Below are 25,385 nucleotides of genomic sequence, written 5' to 3' on the forward strand. Positions count from 1 at the left end.
ATGTTTAAATTGTTGAGCCTTGGTTGGAATAGTATCAAGGTAATTATTTATTGAATAAACACACAAAAGTTGTGGTGTTTAAGGACTGTGCCAGAAATAACCTTTAACGTATAGGTTTGTGAGCTAATTCATCTAGTCAAGTAGACAAACTCTGAAAAATTTCCTACAACTATAGATGCTGGTTAAAACTTGACCTCAAATCAATATCTCGCAATAACTATAAATAGGGATCTATTATGAAATTTAAATTCCAACAGAGTGCAATAGCTGTCGCCCTTGCTGCCGCGTTGGCCGCATGTAATGTATCGATTGACGTAAATGATGAAGATGATGACGATCCACAAATGCATCTTAAATATGGTGTGTTTGTTGATAGTCCAGTAGAAGGTGTCTACTACGAAACCGATAGTCAATCAGGCATGACAGACTCAGATGGTGGTTTTTATTATTATGACGGCGAATACATAACTTTTAGCGTCGGCGATGTCGAACTGCCTGAAGTGATGGCAATGTATGAAATCACCCCGATGGATTTGGTTCCGTCTGCGACAGATGTGAATGATGAAACTGTCGTGAACTTATTGCAGTTTTTGCAAAGTTTAGATTCAGACGGTGATCCGGATAATGGAATTTATATAGATTCTGCGGCACATGGCGAGTTTAGCGGTATGGTGTTAGATTTTACCGCCGCTGATTTTGATACTACTTTTGCTGCAAGTTTAGCCAATTTAAATCTTATTTTGGTCGATGCTCAAGATGCGATTGACCACTTTGTTAACGGTGGTTATTACCCACCTATGCACAGCATGGACAAAGGTTTAGATGGTAGCTGGATATTTGTGGAAACGGATGACGCAGGTAATGATGTTGGTCGCCATGTACTCACTTTTATTGAAGGTAATAGATATATTCTATCGCACGAGACGGATGATCAAGAAGGTAATGATCAAGTTGCTGGTTCGGTTGAGTTTGCCAAATATGAAATTGATGAGCATGGTCAATTTCATGTTGTACAAGTCATTGAAGCTTCAGATGGTGATGGTGGTTTAGAAAATGAAGGGCGGCCAAACGAACAGTTTTTCTCATACAACGATATGGGACAACTGGAGTTAAAAATGCGCGAAGCGCCGGAATTACCTGATGGTCAGTGGGATACGGATAAGAACAATTGGGGTGACTATAATGTTTTAACCTTTGAAAATGCCTTTTCTTCTACCAACGCTATGACTGGCTCTTGGATATTACAAGATATGGACGACTCAGGTATGCCAGTGGCTGATTCATATCATGTGATTACTTTATTTGGTGGCGGCGAATATTCAGTTGCACATACTATGAATCAGGAAGCTTATGGGGATGATATGGCAGTTGCAGCTTCTTCTGAGTGGGGATCATATACCATGGACGACAATGGTTTTATGATCAATACGCCTCACGTAGATTTAGATGGCCCTGGTGGTTTGTATGATGCTGATAATATCGATGGCAATATTCAAGATATTAGTCTAACTGCTGATGGCTCATTAGAAATTACCGAAGATGGTGATAGTTTTACTGTGATGCCGGTATTTAGCATGAAAGTGCTGATGGATGCAGATGTAATGGGAAGCATTGTTTTCCATACAAACCCAGGCATGGGCGGAGATTTAGAATTTGTCGATGTATTTACGTTTAATTCGGATGGTACTGGCTCTTTTTATTGGATGGATGATCCCGATGAAGTTGAAAATTTTGATTGGGAAATTAATGGTATGTATCAGTTAGAAATTGAGACTGAATTAGGCTCAATTGGTCAGTACACCTTAGTAGCAGGTAACTTAAATGCGGGTTATTTGATGGGAATGTGGGATGAAGATGGAGATGGTCATTTCGAATATGCCAATGACATAGTTGTAACCTATACCCAAACGCAAAGCTTACTCGGCGACATCTTATTTAGTTATGGTGATAATGAAGGTACAGGTCATTTTTCATTTATGGATGATGGTACAGGCTCAGTAATGTGGGATAGTGATCCAAATGATATTGAAGGCTTTATGTGGATGTTCACCGATAATGGCGAATTGCAGATAGACCTTGCTGATGCGGCCGGTTTACCAGATATCTACACTATTGTCAGTGGCACATTTATGGATGGTGAGTTGTCAGCGCAAATTGATGATGATGAAAATGGTTCGTATGAAGTCATAGATTTGAAGGTGGTTGCAACACCAAGTACCAGTGCTGCTGCGAATTAATTTCGCTGGTTAACAAGGTAAGCTTTAAAAAGGCCGAGTTATTATTACTAGGCCTTTTTGCATTTCAGGCAGCCACCACTAGTTTTAATTGTTGTATTACTTTATCTGCAAATTCTTGTGAACTTGCCGGGATAACATAACTATCGGTGTCAGTTAATATCAATATTTGTGCAGGGGTGGTCAGCATTTTCCATTGGTATTGTGCGGCTTGAAACTCAAAGCTTTCGATTTTGTTGTAAGGCAACCACCATAATGTCGCATTAAGCTGCTTTAGCGCAAATTCATTATCTTCAAATTTAACCGAAATTTCGGGCATTTCATTGCGTAGATGATTGGTAAAAAACGTTAAAACCCCACCTAATATCACCGGGAGAAACCATGTTTGCTGGGAGTTGAACAGCCATCGGTTGATCATGACTGCTATTAATATAAACAAAATCGAAACGGCAATTTTTTTGCTTTTACTATACTTTCTTGGGTTGTATTTAGCTTGTATTGGCGCGCTAATTTCTACGTCCATGTTTATATCCTTATTGATTGGTTAATTTAATTGGTACTTTAATATAACTAGTCCCATTTTGTTCGGCGGGAGGCATTTTTCCTGCACGAATATTAATTTGAATGCTAGGGTAAATCAATTTTGGCATACCAAGTGTCGCATCTCGGCTTTCACGTTTTGCTACAAATTCGGCCAAAGTGGTTGCTGAATTAATATGAATATTCTGTTGTTTATGCTCAGCTATGTTTGCAACATATCTTAAGTCACGGCCATTGGGTTGATAGTCGTGACAAACCCATACTTTAGTTTCATCGGGTAATTGATAAAATTTCTGTACTGTATCGAACAATTTGGCAGCACTGCCGCCCGGAAAATCACAGCGTGCTGTACCAGCATCAGGCATAAACAAGGTATCACCGACAAATAAATTGCCATCTATCAAATAACTAATGCTGTCGTTGGTATGACCTGGGGATGCAATCACTTTAATAGGACAATTGCCTAGCTGTATGTGCTCGTCCGCAGTTAATAACAGATCAAAATCTAATCCTTCAATATCTTGGTAGTCAGCCAAATTTAAAATGTTTTTAAAGGTTGATTGCACTTTGGTGATGCCACCACCAATGGCAATTTTGCCACCTAATTGGGCTTGTAAATATTGTGCAGAGGTTAAGTGCTCGGCGTGTGCATGAGTTTCTAAAATCCATTCGACTTGCAATTGTTCTGTTTGCACAAACTGAATAATGCTTTGGCTAAACTCTGTAGACACAGTGCCAGATGCATAATCAAAGTCATAAGCTGGATCAATAATCGCAGCTTGTTTGCTGTGTACGCAATAAACAACATAGCACAAAGTTGACGACGGCTGATGGAAAAATGGCTTAACGACAATTGACATAATTTAACTGGCCTTAAAATTAATTTGTTTAAAAACGGCTTGCACTTTAACAAAGAAAAAACTAGCATACAACATTAATGTTATATGTAATAACTAAATGTAATAAGTGGGTGTTTTACTATGCAAATCGCGGCCTTAGCGGGCTCTAGTATAGGTTTAAGTTTAGGCATTTTTGGCTCTGGCGGTGCTGTACTTGCTGTGCCTGTACTGATTTGTTTGGCTGGTATGTCCGCTAAAGATGCGGTAGTGAATTCACTTTTTATCGTAGCTTGGATTAGTTTGTTTACCCTGATAGTCAGCAAAAGCTGGCGCAATGTGAATTGGCGCATCGCACTTTTGCTTGCAAGCTCTGGGTTTGTTGGTTCATTTGCAGGCGTTTATTTGGCTGAGTTAAGCCAAGCTTGGTTACAGTTATTGGTATTTGCCGTTTTGTTGTTAGTTGCTAGTGTTTTTATGTGGCGCTCTCCAAAAAATAACCAAAGTCATCCTGCAGCCAGTAGCCTACTAGTGTTTCCTATAGGTTTATTTGTTGGTGGATTAACAGGCTTTTCAGGCGTGGGTGGTGGCTTTTTACTTGTGCCGACTTTAGTCTTGCTTGCCAAATTAGACTTTTTTCAAGCGCGTGCAACTAGCTTAGCTTTAATAGCCTTTAACGCCAGTGTGGGATTTATTCAGTACCAAACCTTGAGTAGTCAAAGTTATCAATTGGATTGGGTAATGATTGGTGTATTAGCTGGGTTAGGTGGGCTTGGTGCTGTTTGGGGACAAAAATGGTCAGCTAAATGGCCTCAAGATAAATTGCGCAAAAGCTTCGCGGTATTTTTACTGTTATTGGGCAGTTTTATTTTAATCAATGGACTTTAATATCAAGAGTCGAGGGCAATATGTCACAACTAAAAACTGCACAAGCTTATTTAGCGCAGGTGTTACCGCAAATTAACGAGATTTCAGCAGATAAATTGGCTGAAAAAATGGCTATTGCTAATAACAATAATCAGTCTTTAGTTATTATCGATGTACGCGAAACCGCTGAATATCAACAAGGCGCAATGCTAGGTGCTAAACATATATCACGTGGCACATTAGAGATGAATATTCATAGTTATTTGGCTGAAATAGGAAAGCTGTCGGCTGAGCAAGAAATTGTTTTGTATTGCCGCTCGGGTGGACGTTCGGCTTTGGCGGCGTTGAGTTTGCAGAATATGGGGTTTACTAACGTTTATTCTTTAGCTGGCGGTTTTGCTCGTCATATTTGAAGCTGCTTCGTTGTTGGCTGCAATTTTTTACCCCAATCCTGTAGGCAAGCTACACTCATGGGGCTAAAAAATTTTGCCGCCTAGAAGCAACTCCAACTATTTAGAGCAAAGGGTTATTAAGAGCAAAAGTTTGCGTCGTCATATTTGAAGCTGCTTCATTGTTGGCTGCTATTTTTGAATTAAAAGAGGTTTAGTTAGGTGGAAAATTTTACGCCGGTGTCGGCATTAATTGGTGGTGGGTTAATTGGTTTTGCGGCTTTGCTGTTGTTGTTATTGTTAGGTCGTATCGCTGGTATCTCCGGCATTGTTAGCCAATTATTTAGCAAGCAGGCGAATTGGTTTAGCCAAAATATTTGGCGAGTTTTATTTGTGATTGGTTTAGTTTTAGGGCCAATTGTCGCAGTGAACTTGTTTGATGTATTAGCGCCACAAGCACCAACTGGCAATAGCGTTACTTTGATAATAGCAGGCTTATTAGTGGGTTTTGGTGCTGTGTATGGCAGTGGTTGCACAAGTGGCCATGGGGTTTGTGGTATTAGCCGTTTATCCAAGCGCTCTATTGTTGCTACCTGTGTATTTATGGCAACAGCTATGCTCACTGTTTGGTTAACTCGCTAAGGAAAAAAATAATGAATTCTTCAACAATTAAAAGCGGTGTAGTGGGTTTAACAACAGGCCTATTGTTTGGAATTGGATTAACCATTGCGCAAATGACCAATCCGAAAAAAGTATTAGATTTTTTAGATATCACGGGTAGCTGGGATGCAAGTTTAGTGCTTGTAATGGGGGGCGCTTTAATGGTCAGCGCTTTAGGCTACTTTGTTAAAAACAAGATGAGCCAACCCGTTTGTGCCGATGCTTTTACTGTACCAAACAATCAATTTTTAGATAAACCGCTGATTATTGGTAGTGCAACTTTTGGCATAGGTTGGGGACTAGCGGGTTTATGCCCAGGACCTGCAATTGCATCTTTAAGTTATGCAAGTGTCGATTTAGTGGTGTTTGTTGTTGCTATGTTGGCCGGTATGCTGGTGGCTAAGGTACTAAAAAAGGCTTAAAACAAAAAAGGGCGGTGATCCCGCCCTAGATTGACTAATTTTAAACTAGCGCCAATATTATTGACGAACTAATTCAAATATTTGGTTGTTGGCGCCAGCGCTACATGACCATTGAATTAAGTTAGCACCATCTGTTGCTGAGTTACCAGAAACGTCTAAACATAATTCGCTATTGCGGTTAACAATACGCCATTTACCACTACCAGCACTTTGGAAACGGAACTGTTGGTTAGCACCACCCCAGTAATCCCACAACATGATATTTGCGCCATTGCTGGTTGATAGTGAATCAACATCTAAACCTTTAGATGGCGCGTTAACTGGAGAAATGCGATGCCAAATACCATCAACTGTGCTGATTACGAATTTTTGACAATCGTTGTTTAACCAAGACCATTGTTGCATGTTGGCTGCATTCGCATTGCTACAACCTGCTACGTCTAATGCCATACCACTGTGTAATGGGGTAATGCGATATGTACCATTTACTGTGCCGTTGGTTTGTGATAAACCACCACTGCTGCTACCGCCACTGCTTGCTGGTGCGCCATAATAGACTTCAAATTCAGCAATTTGTGGTGTAGAGCTAGATGAATGAATAACAAAACTTAACTTGTTAACAGTTACATCATTAAAGCTAATAACCTCAGGTAATGCGTTGCCATTAGCTAAAGTTGTACCTGTGTCGTAATTAACTAATGACCAAGAAGTCACACGACCTTGGCTACCAGCCAATTCAACAATTTTTACTGCATTAACTGTCGCATCAATATTTTTTACATTGATAGTGCCAGTTGAAGAAGATGGTGACCAATAGCTGCTGTAATCACCATCAATTACATTGCCATAACTTGTACCACTTGCTTTTGAGCTACCGTCTGCACCCGCACCCAAGGCTAGGTTATCACCAGAAGGTGTTGGGGTCGGAGTTGGCGTTGGTGTAGGGGTTGGAGTTGGTGTAGGCGTCGGTGATGGAGTAGAAGTACCACAGCTACCATCTGAAACAGCTAAACCTTTGTTTGCACCGGCAGTGGCTGCAACTATGCTAGGTACACAACTCGCGTTGTCTAGTGTGTACGAGTAAGGGATGCTAATTGAAGTTGTAGATGTTGGGTTTGGACCTGCTGGGTGCATTTTGTCACCGTCGTTGCTCCAATCAATGTTATCCCAAATATTGCCATTTACTTGCCAATAACCCATATCGTTGGTGTAAAAAGTACCCAATGGATCTTTTGAATCTTCAAAATAGTTGTGCTCAGCTTTCATTTCACCACCAATACGAGGGTTCATACCAGATGAACCTAAGTTTTGGTAATGGTTGTTATAAGCATGCGCAGTTGCATGGCGCAATAATGGCGTACGTGATTCAATGTTTTGATACAAGTTATGGTGGAAAGTAACTGGGCCATTTTGGTCGTCACTATCACTAGAACCTACTAAGCCACCACGGCCTGAGTTACGTAAAATACTGTAAGACAAAGTAACGTATTTGGTATTTGCTTTCATATCAAATAAAGCATCATACCCTTCGCTTTCACCGCCGCTCGCTTCTAAAGTTACGTGGTCAACCCAGACGTTTGACACGTCGCTTTCCATGCCAATAGCGTCACCACCATTAGATAGGGGTGAGCCAGATTTTTTAACATTACGCACGTGGACGTTTTGGATAATAATGTTTGAAGCCGCACGGATATGAATACCCAATTGATCAAACAAAGCACCGCTACCTACACCTATCAAAGAAATATTGCTCACTTCTTTTATTTCTATTTTATCTTCGGCAGTGTTACAGCTATCACCCGATACTTTTGAGGTATTGCCGTGATTAATTGTGCCTTCTACATGAATTATGATAGGTGTGTCGCTCGATGCTCGGTTACACAAAGCTTCGTGAATTTGTGTACCTGTTGAAGCGTAAACAACTTGACCACCTTGACCACCCGTTGTTCCACCATTTTGTGCCGCATAACCGCCGATAGCTGCTGTTGCAGCCATAGGGATTGAACATAATGCGAGAGTTACACCAGATGCGATTTTACGTTTAACAGTATTAAACATATGAGTTTCCTATTTAATTGATAGTTCGCGCCCTTTTGTGGGCATTTGTGCTGAAACTAACTAGATGGGTACCAGCCATCCAATTTATTCGGGTATTACTAGGGAGTGGATAATCGCGTTTGTGTGTCGCCTACCAAGCCCTAACACCTAAATAGATGTGTGATGTTAATTTCAGCTGTCTGTTGTGTTGAGTGTTGATACTTTTAGATAATGTTTTCTGCTACCGGTGGCACCAACAAGTAAAATAATAATACTAAAAGTTAAAAATGCAAATAAAAGATCAAAAAACAATCATTTGTGTTTCAATTATATTTAAAAAATATTGCAAGATGTTGAGGAGGGTTAAAACACTAGGGGTCAAGATAATTAGAAAAGGCTCCACAAGCAGGAGCCTTTGTTATTAGTATGCACTAGCTGAGCGCTAGTGCATTGCCAAATTTATGTTTATTGACAGCTTGCAGGTGCAGCTGCTACTAGCGCGCTAACACCTTCTGAGTATGCTGATACCCAAGGCGCTTTAGCGCCTTTACCAGCTGTTGCCATTACATAGTTACGTAATTGTGCATCAGCTGCCATGCGGTTAGCGTTAATAGTATCTTGTGAAATACCATTGTAGTCAGCGAACATATTTGGCGCAGAACCGTCTTGCATGTCTAACGATGCTGAAGCACCAGACGTGGTACAAGAAGAACCTGATTCAAATACATAACTATTGCTAATTTCTAAGTTACCGTCACGTACTGCTCCGTCAAACAAGTTAAGTGCCCAATCTGCTAAGTCATCGCCTTTAGCGTTATCAACTGGGTTTATAAACAAGTTGTCTTCAACCAAGGCACTACCACCAACACGAATGCTCATAATGTCTTTTCTGTAACCATAAAATACATTGTTGAACATATGTGTTTGACCACGGCGTAATAAAGGTACACGGCGTAGTGTGTTGTACGAGCTAGATGCAAAGTTATCATCAGTCGTTACAAACAAGTTGTTGTGAATAGTTGTGGTAATTTGTGAGTTAATAGCACGGCTATCACTTGAACCATGTAATGCAGCGCGTTTAACGTTAACTAATTTGTTGAATGATACTGTGATGTTATACGCACCTACTTTTACGTCGAATGCTGAGTCACCTGTGGTATCAAAAGTGTTTTGATGGATCCAGATATCGTGTGATTCACCAGTTGAGCGGATCATATCTGGGTCTAAGTTATGGTCTTCAGTATGACCTACACCAACAAATTTGTTATTAGTGATAATCACGTTTTCAGACATATGAGTAGATGCACCACTGCTGTCCGCACCAATTTTAAAGCCATTGAAAGTAAAGGTAGCTTTAGCGCCACGACCATCAATTGTAGTATTGCTATCAATCAAGTAGTTGCGAATTGGTAAGTTTTTATCGTTTAACTCATCATTGAAGAAAGTTAATAAACAGCTAGAGCTTGAAACACCTTTAGCTGCACACCAAGCGTACGGGTCGCGACAAGTTTCTTCATCAACACCTAACGCAGATTGTAAAGCAGGGTCTGCACAGTATGGACGATACATCATTAACGGGGTTTCGTTAGCGAAGTCGTTTTTATCAAATACAATCCAGTTATGCTCTGGTGAAGAGATAGCTGCTAAGATTTGATCTTCAGGTCTGTCGTTAGTGATAACCACTAATTTGCTACCGCCTGCAGGGTCAAAACCACCTGTTGCGTTTTCACCATAACCAACTGGTTTACCTAATGAAGCCGATAAACACTCAACAATTTCTTGGTCGGTTTGTAGTGAAGATTCACGCCAGTTAATGCTGTCGTTGTTAATTAACTCTGCACAGTTTGCATCAGGATATACAACTTCAGTACCGCCGCCAGAAGTTGGTGGGGTAGTTGGATCTGTCGGCTCTTCAGGCTCAGTTGGCTCTTCAGGTTCAGTTGGTTGTTCTACTGAACCACCATTGTTACCAAGGCTGATGTAGTAAAGGTTCATAGTATCAACTTTTGAAATTGAGTGACTACCTGCTGATAATTGTACAGACAGCACACCATTTGATACTGAATAGCTAGAGCCATCAATACTGATGCGGCCACTTTCACCTTCATTAAAGACTAATACTAACTCACCGTCTGCCGCTGAGTTGAAAGTAATAGAAGTACTAGATTCAATTTTTAACGCTTGGGTTAAAGTTAAACCTTGGTAGTTAACTGTGCCTTTTGAAGACGACAAGTTACCTGAGATATTAAAGAAATCGCTAGAGGTACCAGACTCAGTAATATTTAGCAGTTCGCTGTCTGCTTCTGGTGCTGGTTCAGGATCAGGCGTTGGCTCAGGATCTGGAGTTGGTTCTGGATCAGGCGTTGGTTCAGGCTCTGGAGTCGGCTCTGGTTCAGGTGCTGGAGCGCCATCACCAATTTGGCCATTACAATCACCAGCTGACTGATCTGCGCCTGTGACCATTAATGCGTCAATATTCGCTAAACCAGCTGCATCATTGGCATGTAAACGGATAAAGTTAAGACCAGCGCTTAAAGTAACTGTTGTTTCGCCTGCAGATGCATAGTTAGTCCACGCACCGGTAGACTCCATCGCAAAGCTACCAACTAAGCTGTCGTTAACTATAATAGCGGCAGGACGTGCATTCGCACCATTGGCATAAATTGCATCTAAAGTGAAGCTACCTGCTGCAGGCGCATGCACTGCGTATAGGATACCCGCACCAGCTACATTGTCGGTATTTGCATAACCAACACCTGTATAACCTGAGTGATCGCTTTCTACTGCACCTTCAACGTAACAGAAACCACTCGCATTTTCTTGCAAGGTAATTCCAACTGTTGGTGTGACTGGTTGTTCTGGTTCTGTAGGCTGTTCAGGCTCAGTTGGTTGCTCTGGTTCAACAGGCTGCTCAGGCTCTTCAGCATTGTTACCAAGGCTGATGTAGTACAAATTCATTGTATCTACTTTGCTAATAGAGTGACTACCAGCAGATAATTGTACAGACAATACGCCGTTAGAAACTGAATGTGTGTTGCCATCAATGCTGATGCGACCACTTTCACCTTCGTTGAAGACTAATACCAACTCACCGTCAGCAGTTGACGTGAAGTTGATTGAAGTGCTTGATTCAATTTTTAGCGCTTCAGTTAAAGTTAAGCCGTTGTAATTTACCGTACCTTTAGAAGATGACAAGTTACCCGTGATACTGAAGAAGTCACTAGAGGTACCAGACTCAGTAATGTTTAAAACTTCACTACCTGTTGATGGTGCCGGAGCTGGCTCTTCTGGCTCTGGATCCGTTGGTGTAGGAGTCGGTGTCGGCGTAGGTGTTGGCGTCGGAGTAGGGGTTGGTGTTGGTGACGGAGTAACTGTACAGCTGCCGTCAGACACGGCAACACCTTTGTTTGCACCCGCAATTTCAGCTAGCATATTTGGCAAACACAATGGATCGTCTAAAGTGTAATCATAAGGCACACTAACGCTGGTGGTTGATACTGGATTTGGGCCGGCAGGGTGGTTTTTGTCACCATCAGCAGTCCATACAACTGTGTCGTCCCAGAAATTACCGTTTACTTCCCAATAACCCATGTCATTGGTGTAGAAGGTACCTAGTGGATCTTTGGCATTTTCGAAGTAGTTGTTTTCAACTAACATCTGTGCGCCAATACGCGAATTGATACCAGATTTATTTAGGCCATTGTAGTGATTGTTATAGCTGTGGCCGATACGACCACGCATCAATGGTGCACGTGAATCTATATTTTGATAAAGGTTGTGATGGAAAGTAACTGGGCCATTTTGGTCATCGCTTGAGCTTGAACCAACTAAACCACCGCGGCCAGAGTTACGTAAAATACTATAAGACAAAGTAACGTACTTAGTGTCGGCTTTCATATCAAACAAAGCGTCATAACCGTCACTTTCACCACCTTGAGCTTCTAAAGTTACGTGGTCAACCCATACGTTTGAAACGTTACTTTCCATACCAATTGCGTCACCGCCATTTGAAGTTGGAGAGCCAGACTTTTTAACGTTACGTACATGCACGTTCTGGATGATAATGTTAGAAGCCGCACGAATATGTATACCTAATTCATCAAATAACGCACCACTACCAACACCTATTAGTGACACATTGCTGATTTCTTTCAGTTCGATAACGCCATCTGCTGTGTTACAGCTGTCGCCAGAAACTTTAGATGTATTGCTGTGGTTAATTGTACCTTCAACATGAATGATGATAGGCGTGTCACTTGAAGGGCGGTTACACAGAGCTGCGTGAATCTCTGTACCTGTGGTTGCATAAACTACGCTACCACCTTGACCCCCAGTTGTTCCACCGTTTTCCTCGGCGAAACCACCAATAGCTGCATAACTTTGGCTAGCAGCGGTTGCTGATAGTGCAAAGGCAACTGCTTTACTCAATTGCCTAATAGTATTATTTTTCATATAATCCACCTTGTGATTGATAGTTCATCATCGCCTGGCGGGTGGTCCACAGGTACCAGCTGTGTTCCTTAGTACCTGCCAGTATCAAACCTCAATTCCGTATAACCATCCAAAATTGAATGTTATTTTCAGTTTGATGTGCGAGTCGTGTGTAGTTCCGCCGCGGTTGTTATCTTCAAAGCCAAGCGACTGATTTAACGGTTTTTATCGCTCAAATGGCTTTTTTAACAGTTGTGCTACCGGTAGCAAAACAAATTTATAATAATCAGCTTATTTTTATTTGTAAATCAAATGTTTCAATAATGTTTTAAGCTTAAAGCTTTAAGATGGGATAGACACTGGCTGAAAAAATTTTTAGTTATTTTTAATGAATTTAGTTCAGAAGTTTGACTGGCAGCCAATTGTGGATGCGAGGGTTAGCTTGTTTCAGCAATAAACTATAACAAAATCAAGGCTGATTGTTGTTCAATAGCTATTGCTGTAGGTAAATGTCTAAATATTTGGCATGTTAAACTCGACAAGCATTATTGCTTTTGTCTAACTTTTGGCTTTTTGCTTGTTGTGAGAAAAACTCATTGTAAATTTTAATCGCCAAAATAGTTGCCGATAATAACAAGGTGATCATGTTTGCAACTATCATTGCTTTATCTTGTTGCGCTAAACCATAAACAAGCCAGCCAGCAACACCTAAAGTAAAAATGCTATACATAGCTAATGAAAGTGAGGCGGTATCACGTGTTTTGATCACTTGGATCGCTTGTGGAAGAAAGGAAAAAGTGGTTAAAAACGCAGATGCAAAACCTAAAATTTCTACATTTGTCATAATGTTTCCTCTGTTTTAAAAAGTTATTTAAGCCAATAAATATAAAGGTTTATTGGAATTTTGTGCCTCAACGTATTCGCGAGTATGCCTATAGTGGATAAATACAGTTTACGTAAGCTTGAAGCCAACGTATTTCTGTTACTTCGATGGAGAAAATTATCGCGCAGCTATTGTATTTTTGTTATGCAATAATCTATCTTGTTTTTATCCAAAACTATCATTGTCTAAAAATGAGGCAGTTAAATGATTGGCTGTGACATTGAAGAAATATTAGAAATTAGCCCAGAATGTGATGAAAGGTTTATTGATCAACAAGCTGTGCCTGAGTTAGCTGAACTCAACATTGGGGTATCGGGTGTATCTACTTTGCAAGACTATTACAAAGTTGGGCGCAAATCGCCTATGCATCACGCCTTATTGTTTAGCGTAGCAGGAGAGATAGAAGTAACAACAGAGCAGGGGGTATACAAAGTTGGTCATGGCCAATTAATTTATTTCCCCGCCGGTAAACCTTTTTTAATGCAGCTTAAAACGACACAATGGCGCAAAGTATGGTTTGAGTTAGATGATATTCCAAAGTGGCGCAAACGTTTGGCTGAGCAACCTTTGGTTGTTGATTGTCGGCAAACTCATCAGCTTTATCATTTACTCAGTTTGTTGTATTACGAAAAATCAGCAGAGCTCAGGCAACCTCTGATTAAACAACTCAATGGTTATATAAAACAGTCGTTAAACGTTAAACAGCATATCAATGTAGAAGAGCAACGGCTCAATCAAGTGATAGATCAAATGGAAGCTAAATTGCATTTTCCGTGGACGGTAGATGATATGGCGAAGCTAGCCAAGTATTCAGCGCCGCATTTACATAGGTTGTTTCAACAGCAGTTTGCAAGATCGCCTTTGCAACAATTGATTGAAATGCGCATGCAAAGAGCCAAATATTTATTGGCAAACACTAACTGGAGTATTGAGCAAATTGCCGAGCAAGTGGGTTATGCCGATGTGTTTAATTTTGCCAAACGCTTTAAAAAGTCCGTGGATTTAGCACCGGGACAGTATCGAAAAAGTAAAAAAAACGAGTGACCTGATAGCGGTCAGAGTCACTCATAAATGGGAGGACACTCCTCATTTTGTCATTTTGCGCAAACATTTGAGGATTGTTATTGTTAGTCGGGCTTTTCACCCAAGTGTTCAGGCGCGCTCCCCGTTTTAGCCCATGTGTGTGGCACGCCTGAATTCGGTTTGTGAAGGTTAATAAAGGTGTTTATAAACCTTCACAGCTTGCCCATTTAAAGGCAAAAGTGTTGTAGCCACTGCCAACGATAAATTGGCGATCTACACCCCACATCAAAGCACATTCACTCGGCACAGACTCTCTGTCGGCCCAGTCGCTGCCACTTAAGAAGTAATATGCGCCTTCAGTACCCTCAGCAATATTAGTGGTAAATGAATAGATGTTGTTACCTTCATCCATCATAGAAACAATTTGCCAGTCGTTGCCATTACCAAGTTGGCCTGTGATATAGGCTGGTGTTGCTGGTGCACCATTCATATCAACGCGGAAAGTTACGTTACCAATATCTGAATGGTCGGTTGGATCTTTAATTTCATCACAACTCGCCCATTGATAGGCAAAAACATTTTCGCCGGTTGTCACTGTGTATTGGCGGTCGTTACCCCACATCAAAGCACATTCACTTGGCACAGTTTCACGGCTTGCCCAGTCATTCGCCGACAAGAAGAAGTAACCGCCTGTTTCACCTGCCGCTATGTTGGTAGTGTAACTATAAATGCCGTTTCCTTCGTCTGTCATTGCCAATATCTGCCAGCTCGAATCACCTGAGAAACTACCGGTAATATAAGGTGTACCTGAGGTGCCGCTGTTATTCATGTCTACTTTAAAAGTAACAGTTTGACCACCGTGACCTGTATCGGGCAATGAACCATCACCATAAGTTTGTTGTAAAAACTCAACACCGCCGTTCGGAATTAAATTGTTATTAAAGTCGAAGAAAGTTGCATTATCCCAGTGTGAACCTGTACCCCATTGAGTTTGACAACCTGTGCTCACCCAAGCTGGCTCCCAATAAAGTGTGCCGTAACCACCGCGGTTATAAACTTCATTGGCTAAATCGACTAAAAAGTCACGTTGGTTGGCGATAGAGGGGGCACCATAACCTGGTGGTAAAATGGTCATCATATTTGGCGCTGTGTCATTGTTGTCGCTGGTCCAAGGTGAGCCTACTTCAACAATCATTACTTCTTTGCCGTAATTGCTTTTTAAGTTGGCAACTATGTCACCAATTTGGCTGACTGTACCAGCATGCCATTCAGGATAAAATGACAAGCCGATAATATCGTAGTCTTGAATACCGCCATCTCGCACACCGCTGTACCACCACTCACCATTGTTCGGATCGGCAATATGTAAAATGGTTTTTGGTTTGATACTCGACTGCTGAGCTGCGTCGTTTACTGCTTGTAAACCTGCATTTAATAACTGAGCTTGGCGATTAAAATCAACTGGGTAAAGGTCGGCACCTTCGTCACTTAAAATATTACCGTTGGTTTCGTTACCTACTTGCACTAATTCTGGCATTAAGCCCATATTGTTTAAGTCGGTTAGGGTTTGATAAGTGTAGTTGTATAGTTCAGCTGCCAGTGCATCAGTGTCATTAATTAAATGATGCCATGCCGCTGGAATAACCTGTTCACCTGGATCTGTCCAGTTATCAGAGTAGTGAAAGTCCAACATAACGCGCATGCCAGCCGCTTTTGTGCGTTGAATAGTAGCTACTACATCTTGGTAACCAGAATAGCTGCTTGGTAATGCTGAACGCGCAGTTGGATCGTGCCATAAGCGCACTCGAACCACGTTTGCTCCTTGGTCGGAAAAAATTTCGAATGGGTCTTTCGCTTGACCATTTTCATAATATGTTGCGCCGCAATCTTCCATTTCATTGACATAAGATAAATCAACACCTTTGTAATAAGCATTGGCACTGCCAGCTGCAACCAAGCTAGCTGCAACAATGGATTGAGTTAACTGCTTAAAGGTTAGTTTCATCATTCACCCCGTTTTGTTGTGTGTGTTTTTGTTAATGCTTGGTTAATATTTTATCTTTTGGGAAATGGTTTTCAATAGTTTGGGTAAAATTACCTATTGTTGGGTGTGGTAAGTATCTGTTTCATTGCATTATTTTTTTCATGTCGTTAACAAAGGTAACAAGGTATTTACCCTGAATGCAGTAATTTAATTGGTTGGTTAGCTATATATTTAGCGAGTTAGCGCAGTGTTTGCCGAAGGATTTACAGTTTATTTGCCTTTTTATTTTTGGTGTACATAAAGCTTACTTTGTTATTTTCAATAAAATCATTGGCTTACATTTTTTCTTGTGCTTTAGGGTAAATAATTACCCTTAAGTGGGTAAAATAATGAAAATTTTAATTGAGTTTTGTTCGTTTAATGGGTATAAATATTAACCAGTTGCACGATGTTTGTAATTTTAATGTTAAAAAATTCAAATGGGGCAACCTTATAAACTTTAATTGTTAGCAACATATTACAAGTAACAGCTCGAAGGAGAGCGATGTAACATGAACACACGAATCAAACACAGCGCAATTGCATTGGCAATTACCCAAGCTCTATTAATCAGCAATAATGTTCAAGCGGAAGAAGCACAAAACTCAGCAGCGGAAGAAGAAATAGAAACAATACAAATCCGTGGTTTTGGCTCTGCTTTAGGCCAAGCTTTACGTGAAAAACGTTTTTCACCAGCCACAGTTGAAATTGTTTCTTCAGACGATTTAGGTACATTACCTGACGTATCTATCACAGATTCACTCGTCCGCTTACCGGGCATAGCAGCGTCACGAGACCGTGGTAATGCAAGCCGTATTTCGATTCGTGGTATGGGTCCTCGTTTAAATGTTGCAACTATGAACAACCGCGAGATTGTATCTGCGGAGCCTAGCCGTGATGTTCGTTTTGAACAATTTCCAGCAGAATTAATTGATTCAGTTGAAGTGTACAAAAGCCCGTTGGCAAGCAAAGCTGAAGGTGGTATCTCAGGCCTTGTTAATATGAACTTTGTTAGCCCATTGTCAAAAGACAAACGTATGGTTAACTTCGGTGCAAGTTATATGTACAACGAGTTGGCGGATGATCTGCCAAACGCTGATGGTCATGGTATGAAAGCTAACTTCAGCATTGTTGACCAAGTTTCGGACAAGTTTGGTTATGCCATTGGCTTGACTTATCAAGACCAGCCGTCATTAGAAAAAGGCATTCAATCTTGGGATTACAATAATGGTCCAAACCGAGGTGACATGAATGACAATGGTAAAATAGAAGATGCTCCATGGGGCGTAATGGCTAAGAGCAAGCGCGGTACTAACGAACGTACTGGTGGTTTGGTAATTTTAGAGTATAAACCAACTGACGCTCTTACCATTAAAAGTGATATTTTTTATTCGCAGTTTGATATTCAGGAGTTAGATGATCAACAAGGCCCTAATAACTTAGGTAACTGGGGGGAACCTGGTGTTGAGCAAGGTTGGGCTTATGATAGTTACCATAATACAGGTGTAGCTCCAATTATTGTTGACAGTGCTGATGGCTCTGAGCAGGTTGTTGCTGGCTTGCAAGAATGGGGTGGCATTCAAATGTCAGTTCCTAAGTGGTTCCAGAAAAATGAAATGTTGAGCACAGGTTTAAATGTTAAGTATGTAGGCGATGAATGGACGACTAAATTAGATGTTGGTTTTTCAGAAGCCAGTATTGAATCTGCATGGATTAATATTCAACCGATAGCGACAGGAGATTACCTAGTCGGTTTCAGCACTATTGGTGGTACGGCTGTGCCATTGCGAGTCGGTTCGGTTAACTCAGCGGAAAATATTGTTCTTGGCACAGACTGGGCGAGCGCGTCTATGACAGGCGATGATCAGCGTGAACTGACCGATGAAATGGCAAATATCAATCTTGATTTCCAGAGAGACTTAGATTTAGGCGTATTGAGCAGCGTTTCGTTTGGTATGCGAGTGACCGACAGAACCAAAGAAAATATCCAGTTAAATGACTGGGAAAAATTTGCAATCGCAGATCATGGTTTGACTGATATCGGTGAAATATACCCTCTAGGCGACGAATACAAATTTGACGCTTCTGTTTTTGCAGGAGATCCAGCTTGGAATGCATTAGTTGAAAAATATCAAATTACAGACGCGGATTTAGCCCCTCATTTATATACCTTTAAAGACTGGGATATGGTTGCTGAAAAAGCATTTGGTGGTATTGAACCAAGTTCTACTGAGATCAATACTCTAGCGTCTTGGGAGCTAAAAGAAAAGAACTCCGCCGCATATGTTCAATTTGATATGGTAGGTGATATCGCAGGTATCCCGTTCTCGGGTAACTTTGGCATTCGCTACGCTAAAACAGAAGTTGAATCTATAGGTCATGAACAAAAGAGTAATGGCTGGGTACAAGATGCAAACGGCGAGTGGTACGAAGAAATAGTTGTTGCACCTGTAACTGTGGAACATGAATATGATGAGATTTTACCTTCATTTAATATGGTATTGAACATTACAGAAGACTCGCAAATCCGTATTGGCGCGGCACGCACAATGGCTCGTCCACCATTACTTGAAATGCGTACAGGCTTTAACTTTAACGACCAAGCAACACCAAGAACAGCAAGTGGTGGTAATCCTAAGTTAGACCCGTATGTAGCTAATCAATTTGATATCGGCTATGAATATTATTGGGGAGCAAGCTCAGCAGCTTCTGTAAACTTGTTCTTTAAAGATTTAGAGTCGCACATAGGTTTGACTGATTCTACGTTAAGTTTTGACGGCCAGGATTATCAGTTTACTGGTACCATCAATGGTGATGGTGGTGTGATCCAAGGTTTAGAGGTTTTATATCAACAGGCGTTTGACATGTTGCCAGAGCCGTTTGATGGTTTAGGTGTTTACGCTAACTACTCTTATACAGATAGTGATGTAAAAGAGTTTAAGCCGTTCAACAATCCTTATAATCTAGGTGGTTTGTCTGAGCACATTGGTAGCTTTACATTGTGGTATGACAAAAACGGTTTTGATGCTCGTGTATCTTTAAATTATCGAAGTGAATACACAGGTATCAACAGCTGGAAACCACAAGATGTAAACCTTAATTCTTCAGAAACAACTGCAGATGCAAGTATTGGTTATTACGTGACTGATAATTTAAAAGTTACATTGCAAGGCCAAAACTTGACGAATGAAAGATCGCAAAACTATTGGGATAACGATTATTCTAAACCTGCATATAATGTTGAGTGGGGTCGTCGTTTCTTAGTTGGTTTCACTTACTCAATGTAATTACCCTTTAGATTGCCCGTTTTTCGGGCAATCGACTATTCTTTACTAGCACATTAATTTTTTGAGGTTTTTTTCATGCGTAAGCTTTTAGTTCCGTGTGCAGTAATGCTTGCTTTAGCTGGCTGTACACAATCTTCAACTCAATCCGACGCGGTTGCAGAACAAATCGTCACAGATAACATCATTGGCGAAATTTCTTTAAATCAAGCTTGGTCTTTCCAACGAACTCAAGGCAAATCAAAAATCGCTGCGCCAGAGTCAGCTGACTGGCAGCAAGTTAATTTACCGCATACACCTAAATTAGAACCTTTAGTGGTTAATGACCAATGGCAAGGTATCGCTTTTTATAAAAAGACTTTAGATTTATCCAATATCAAAGCCGGTAAATCAGTTTATTTGCGTTTTGAAGGGGCAATGAAAGTTGCCGATGTTTGGTTAAATGATGAATATTTGGGTCAGCATGTTGGTGGTTATTTGCCATTTACTTTTGATTTAACCAAATATGCAGGCAAAAAGAATTTAAACTTATTGGTACGCCTTGATAACCAAGATAACTGGTTAACTGGCCCTAAACCTTTACATTTATTAGATTTTAATACGTACGGTGGTTTATACCGCGACGTTAAGTTAATTGTGAAAAACGCGCTGCATATTTCTGACGAAATGCAGGTGAATGAAGTAGCGTCAGGCGGATTGTTTATTACCACACCTGTTGTGAGTGAAGCGCGCGCTGAAGTGCAAGTTAAAACTCACGTAATTAATGCAAACAAAAATCCAGCGGCGTTTAGTGTGAAACAAACCTTGTGGTTTGATGGCCAAGTGGTTGCATCTAAAGTTGACCAAGTTGATTTAGCCGCCGAGCAAGCACAACAATTTAGCCAAAGTATTGCGGTGACAGAGCCTAAATTATGGCATCCACATCATCCGCATTTGTATAAGTTAGTCACTGAAGTTGTACAAAACGACCAAGTGGTTGACAGTCAAACTAACCAAATTGGTATTCGCGAATTTAAGTTTGATGATAAACATCAGCTATTAATTAACGGCAAACCTTTCTTCTTACGCGGTGTTAATCGTCACCAAGAATATCCACATGTTGGTTATGCAACTTCACCAGAAGCTGATTATCGCGATGCGTATTTAATTAAATCAGCAGGTTTTGATTATGTGCGTTTGTCACATTACCCGCATTCAAAAGCCTTTATGCAAGCGGCAGACGAATTAGGTTTACTTTTGATTGATGCGATTTTAGGCTGGCAGTACTACTCGCCATTCCCTGAATTTAAAGAGCAAATTTATCAAACATGTACAGATTTGTTACGTCGAGATCGCAACCACCCAAGTGTTTTAGCATGGGAATGTTCGTTAAATGAGTCGTGGATGCCAGCTGATTTTATCAAAGGCTTAGATGATATTGTTGATGCTGAATACCCAGGTGCTTTATCTGCAGGTTGGCAGAAAGAGTACGATATTTATTTGCAAGCACGTCAGCATAGACTTGAGCATTATGATGAACCGAAACAACCTTATAATGTATCTGAATATGGTGACTGGGAATACTATGCACAAAACGCTGGTTTAAACCAAGATGCATGGGGCGACTTAAAAGCGGAAGAACGTACGAGCCGTCAGTTAATTACTGCAGGTGAAAAACGTTTGTTGCAACAAGCGACCAATATTCAAGAAGCGCATAACGATAACTTATCCACCCCTGCGCACGCTGACGGTTTTTGGGTGATGTTTGATTATAACCGTGGTTATGCAGATGATCTTGAGTCTTCTGGTGTAGCCAGCATTTATCGTATGCCTAAATACAGCTACTACTTCTACCAAAGTCAGCGCTCACCTGAAGTGAAGTCTGATGCGTATGAGTCTGGCCCTATGGTTTACATCGCCAGCGATTGGAATGAACTTTCAGATCCTAACGTGCGTGTATTTACCAATGCTGAGCGTGTTGATATTCACTTAAACGGCAAATTGGTTAAAAGCCAGAAGCCGAAAAAAGAAGCTTTATCGAGCAATTTAAAACATCCACCTATGCATTTTAATTTGAAGAAATTTGTTGCGGGTGAGTTAGTCGCTAAAGCTTATATCGGCAATGAGTTAGTTGCAGAGCATAAGGTGGTTACACCGGGTAAAGCGACTGCAATTGAGATGTCGGTTGCTGAGTTAGGTAAGCCGGTAGCTGCGAATGATGTGATTTTTGTGCGCGCTCAGTTGGTGGATGCTAATGGTAATCCGACTTATGACAATGGTGTAACGGTTAATTTTGTTGTGCCAGATGGTTTAGTTGTGACTAATCCGCATAGCATTTTAACTGAGAAAGGTGTTGCGACCGCTGTTGTTAAAGTGGGTGAGCAATTTGCTGGTAAGGTGATTTCTGCTTCGACTGAATCTGGTTTTAAAGCTCAGGTTAGTTTGTAAGTTATTGGAATTTAGAGGGCTTAGCTCGCTGTTAGTTTAGTGCAAGCAAGCCCGCTCGAAGCATAAATTTCTAAAAACGCGGTAAACCCATCCATGGGCGCTCCGCTTTATCATCCATGATAAAGAGGTTTTAGAAATTTAGCATTCGAGCAAACTTTTGATTAGCAGTGGCAGCGCTGCTCAAATTTGGCAAAGAGCATGATTTGAGTTGAGCAGAATGTTGGCTAGAGTTTTCGGGTTGCTGTGCGCTTGGTGCAAGCAAGCCAGCTCGAAGCTTAAATTTCTAAAAACGCGGTAAACCCGTCCATGGGCGCTCCGCTTTATCATCCCTGATAAAGAGGTTTTAGAAATTTAGCATGCGAGCAGACTTTTAGTTAGTAGTGGCAGCGCTACCGAGTTTGGCAAAGTGCATGGTTTGAGTTGAGCAGAATGTTGACAGGAGGTTGGGGATTGCGTGCAAACGAACCAACCTCGTATTGCATGGATGCAATACGCGAGCGCCTAGGGATAGCTTGCAGCGTTTGGTGAGTTGCACGGAATTCACAGCCGATTTAACACTGTAGCTGCAAAAACACACACAAAATTAGGTTTATAAAAATAACAATAAAGGGAGCCATTATGAGCTCCCTTTTTGATCAAAAACGGGCAAAAAAGATGAAATTAAACAAACTAAGCATCCTAGCCGCACTGATTGGCAGTGCTGCTATATACAACAACGCAAATGCGGCTGATGCATTTGTTAAAGATGGTGTAGTTTACGAGCAAGCAGGTCAAGAACTGGCGCGATTTGGGGTTAACTACAACACCCCATTTGCATTTGGTTACCGCGCGATAAAAACAAAAGGACTTGATCACAAAAAAGCAATTGATATGGACGTAGACCATATCGCAAGGCTAGGGCTTGATGCCTACCGAGTACATATCTGGGATAGAGAAATTTCAGACCAAAACGGTAATTTAGTTGATAACGTTCACTTGGAACTATTCGACTACTTAATGATGCGTCTTGCCGAAAAAGGCATTAAATCAATTATTACGCCGGTTGCATGGTGGGGTAATGGTTACCCAGAGCCGGATCAACCAACCAACGGTTTTGCTAGTCAATACGACAAATCAGGCATGAATAGCAATGCAGAAGCTGTAGCCAAAACCCAAAAGTATCTAAGTCAGTTCTATAACCACACAAATAGATATACAGGCAAAAAAATAGCGACGGATGAAAACATCATCGCCTTTGAGTTATTTAACGAACCAAAACATTTAGATGCAGTGGCAATCACAGCATATGTAAATGCACTGATTAAAACATCACGTGACGCAGGTGTGAAAAAACCATTGTTTTACAACACTGCTGAGCAAGGTGACTGGCAGGAGTTTGCGCAAAACTTGTGTAAGTCGAATATAGATGGCGTTGCTTACCAATGGTACCCAACAGGCTTAGTTAAAGGTACGCGTGTTAATACCAATGTATTGTTTAATGTTGATGAATATCACGACCCATTTGCTGGTATTGAAGAATGCCAAAGTAAAGCAAAAATGATTTATGAGTTTGATGCGGCCGATGTTACCCGCAACGTTATGTACCCAGCTATGGCGCGCAGTTTCCGTGAGCGTGGTTTTCAGTGGGCGACACAGTTTGCTTACGATCCAGGCGTTTTGGCTGATTCAAATGCTGAATACAACACTCACTATATGAACCTGATGTATACACCAAAAAAAGCCATGGGTTTAATGGCCGCAGGATATATATTCCGTTCGTTACCGCGCGGCTACCAAGCTAAAGATTATCCACTAAACAATAACTTTGAAGACTTTAGTATTAACTATCAATCTAACCTGACAGTGGCTAATTTAACCGAGCAGTTTATTTACAGTAACAACACGGATACTAAACCAAAGGCGGCGAAAAAGCTTAAATTGGTTGCCGGTGTTGGTGACTCGCCTGTGGTTAAATATTCAGGTAATGGTGCGTATTTCTTAGAAAAAATTGAAGATGGCACTTGGTTGTTAGAAGTCTATCCTGACGTTGTTAAGTTAGACGACCCGCACAGACCTGGTAGTTTAAAACGCAAAGTAACCCAATTGGTTGTAGCTAAACACAAAATGCAAATTGATTTACCTAACTTAAAATCAACTGTGTATTTAACGCCAATTACCCAAGCGGATGCTGCAGGTAAAGTGCATCGAGCAAGCCAAACGAGCACTAAAGTAAAAGCGGATGAATTAATGGTTCAACCGGGTATTTATTTAGTGAGCAATAAAAAAGTATCGAACAAACAAATTGCCTCGGTAGATGCGAATTATTACTTACCACAAGACGTGGTTGCCAGCACAACTGAGCTGTGGCATCAGCCAACTCGCCAGTTTAATGTTGGTGATAATATTCAATTCAGCGCTGAGTTAAGTAGCCCTGAAAAAGTGTTAAGTGCAGATTTGTATATTCGTTACAAAGAATATCGCAACTTTGAACACTTCCCAATGGAGTTATACGGTGCAACCGCTACGGCTAAATTACCATCAAGCTGGACTAAACCTGGTTTGGTCGAATATGCAATTGCCGTGACCACAGACAAAGGCACTTTAACTTTCCCGGGTAAATCAGTTGGTCATCCAAATGAGTGGGATTTTGTTGCTCAGCAAGATTTTTGGCAGTCTAAATTGTTGCCACAACACAGCATGATTGAGTTGTTTGACGCCAATACTGATTTTGCTGCAAAAATTTATCCAAAAGAAGGTCGTGCGAAGTGGGATCAAGCTCTATCAGATACAGGCCAAACAATTGCTTTGCAGTTGGGAATGGATAATTTATCTAAAAATGATGGTAACTGGTTGGTGCGTTTAGCTTTGCCGGAAGACAATATGTTAGCGGGCAAAAAGCTGAATAAACATCAGCATGTGTTAGTGAAAATTCGCGCGCACAATAAACAAGAGCATGTTCGCTTTGGTTTGTTAAATAAAGACAGCTTAGCCTATGGCACAACTATGACTGTGGGTGAACAGTGGCAGTATAAGTTAATTCCACTGGCGAGTTTGCAGCCTGTAACCACTATGTTGACTAAGTCGTACCCTATGTTTATGCCGGCTGATCGTGAGCATGTATTGCCAAATTCTAAGTGGCAGCAGGATGATATTAATGCAATGCAGGGTATTCAAATTGCGTTTGATGTGGATAAATATTCAAGCGCTGAGTTGAATAAGTGGCACGGTATCGAAATTGAGTTTATTGCTTTATATGCGAAGTAGTGCAATCAGGTCGCTGCGAGTTGGGTGCAATTAAGCCCACTCAAGGCACAATTTTCTAAAAACGCTGTGAATCCGTCCGTGGACGC

15 protein-coding genes are annotated in these 25,385 nt (G+C 41.0%); 9 read left to right on the forward strand and 6 right to left on the reverse strand.

Annotated features, from left to right (window positions below; translation table 11 throughout):
* The first annotated feature begins 236 nt into the window (after positions 1-236).
* Entirely contained in the window at positions 237-2,237 is a 2,001-nt protein-coding gene (locus WSC_RS0111705; protein WP_016956119.1) for a hypothetical protein, read from the forward strand.
* A gap of 64 nt (positions 2,238-2,301) precedes the next feature.
* On the opposite strand, the gene WSC_RS0111710 is transcribed toward WSC_RS0111705, so the two are convergent.
* Positions 2,302-2,757, reverse strand: a complete 456-nt coding sequence (locus WSC_RS0111710) for a hypothetical protein (RefSeq protein ID WP_016956120.1) — start codon at positions 2,755-2,757, stop codon at positions 2,302-2,304.
* Between the two features lie 10 nt (positions 2,758-2,767).
* Positions 2,768-3,634 carry an MBL fold metallo-hydrolase gene (locus WSC_RS0111715; protein WP_016956121.1) on the reverse strand — a complete coding sequence of 289 codons (867 nt, stop codon included), beginning with the start codon at positions 3,632-3,634 and terminating at the stop codon, positions 2,768-2,770.
* Between the two features lie 120 nt (positions 3,635-3,754).
* On the opposite strand from WSC_RS0111715, the gene WSC_RS0111720 reads away from it, so the two are divergent.
* The 4 genes from WSC_RS0111720 to WSC_RS0111735 all read left to right on the forward strand — a co-directional run bounded on the left by WSC_RS0111720 (position 3,755) and on the right by WSC_RS0111735 (position 5,948).
* Positions 3,755-4,498: a sulfite exporter TauE/SafE family protein gene (locus WSC_RS0111720; protein ID WP_016956122.1), complete on the forward strand. Its 744-nt coding sequence runs from the start codon at positions 3,755-3,757 to the stop codon at positions 4,496-4,498.
* Between the two features lie 20 nt (positions 4,499-4,518).
* Entirely contained in the window at positions 4,519-4,890 is a 372-nt protein-coding gene (locus tag WSC_RS0111725) for a rhodanese-like domain-containing protein (RefSeq protein ID WP_016956123.1), read from the forward strand.
* A 198-nt stretch (positions 4,891-5,088) separates the two neighbouring features.
* On the forward strand, positions 5,089-5,508 hold the full coding sequence (locus WSC_RS0111730; protein ID WP_016956124.1) for a YeeE/YedE family protein: 420 nt from the start codon (positions 5,089-5,091) through the stop codon (positions 5,506-5,508).
* An 11-nt stretch (positions 5,509-5,519) separates the two neighbouring features.
* Entirely contained in the window at positions 5,520-5,948 is a 429-nt protein-coding gene (locus WSC_RS0111735) for a DUF6691 family protein (protein ID WP_016956125.1), read from the forward strand.
* 57 nt (positions 5,949-6,005) lie between these two features.
* On the opposite strand, the gene WSC_RS0111740 is transcribed toward WSC_RS0111735, so the two are convergent.
* The 3 genes from WSC_RS0111740 to WSC_RS0111750 all read right to left on the reverse strand — a co-directional run bounded on the left by WSC_RS0111740 (position 6,006) and on the right by WSC_RS0111750 (position 13,260).
* Positions 6,006-8,006 (reverse strand): pectate lyase family protein, encoded by a 2,001-nt coding sequence (locus WSC_RS0111740; protein ID WP_016956126.1) that lies wholly within the window; start codon positions 8,004-8,006, stop codon positions 6,006-6,008.
* 444 nt (positions 8,007-8,450) lie between these two features.
* A complete protein-coding gene (locus WSC_RS25145) occupies positions 8,451-12,437 on the reverse strand; it encodes a pectate lyase family protein (RefSeq protein ID WP_016956127.1) in 3,987 nt (1,328 codons plus the stop codon).
* A 508-nt stretch (positions 12,438-12,945) separates the two neighbouring features.
* Positions 12,946-13,260 carry a SemiSWEET transporter gene (locus tag WSC_RS0111750; RefSeq protein ID WP_016956128.1) on the reverse strand — a complete coding sequence of 105 codons (315 nt, stop codon included), beginning with the start codon at positions 13,258-13,260 and terminating at the stop codon, positions 12,946-12,948.
* Between the two features lie 243 nt (positions 13,261-13,503).
* Between WSC_RS0111750 and WSC_RS0111755 the strand changes: the two genes are divergently transcribed.
* Positions 13,504-14,343 (forward strand): AraC family transcriptional regulator, encoded by an 840-nt coding sequence (locus WSC_RS0111755; protein ID WP_016956129.1) that lies wholly within the window; start codon positions 13,504-13,506, stop codon positions 14,341-14,343.
* Between the two features lie 181 nt (positions 14,344-14,524).
* Here the strand turns inward: WSC_RS0111755 and WSC_RS24175 are convergent, their stop codons facing one another.
* Positions 14,525-16,330, reverse strand: a complete 1,806-nt coding sequence (locus tag WSC_RS24175; protein WP_082196168.1) for a glycosyl hydrolase 53 family protein — start codon at positions 16,328-16,330, stop codon at positions 14,525-14,527.
* A gap of 527 nt (positions 16,331-16,857) precedes the next feature.
* On the opposite strand from WSC_RS24175, the gene WSC_RS0111765 reads away from it, so the two are divergent.
* From WSC_RS0111765 to WSC_RS22650, 3 genes are all read left to right on the forward strand, one after another.
* Entirely contained in the window at positions 16,858-19,632 is a 2,775-nt protein-coding gene (locus tag WSC_RS0111765) for a TonB-dependent receptor (protein ID WP_016956131.1), read from the forward strand.
* 75 nt (positions 19,633-19,707) lie between these two features.
* On the forward strand, positions 19,708-22,056 hold the full coding sequence (locus WSC_RS0111770; protein WP_016956132.1) for a glycoside hydrolase family 2 TIM barrel-domain containing protein: 2,349 nt from the start codon (positions 19,708-19,710) through the stop codon (positions 22,054-22,056).
* 654 nt (positions 22,057-22,710) lie between these two features.
* Positions 22,711-25,299, forward strand: a complete 2,589-nt coding sequence (locus tag WSC_RS22650) for a hypothetical protein (protein WP_157447271.1) — start codon at positions 22,711-22,713, stop codon at positions 25,297-25,299.
* Positions 25,300-25,385 lie beyond the last annotated feature (86 nt).

It is taken from the genome of Catenovulum agarivorans YM01 (assembly GCF_000281085.1).
GTDB classification, from domain to species: Bacteria; Pseudomonadota; Gammaproteobacteria; order Enterobacterales; family Alteromonadaceae; genus Catenovulum; species Catenovulum agarivorans.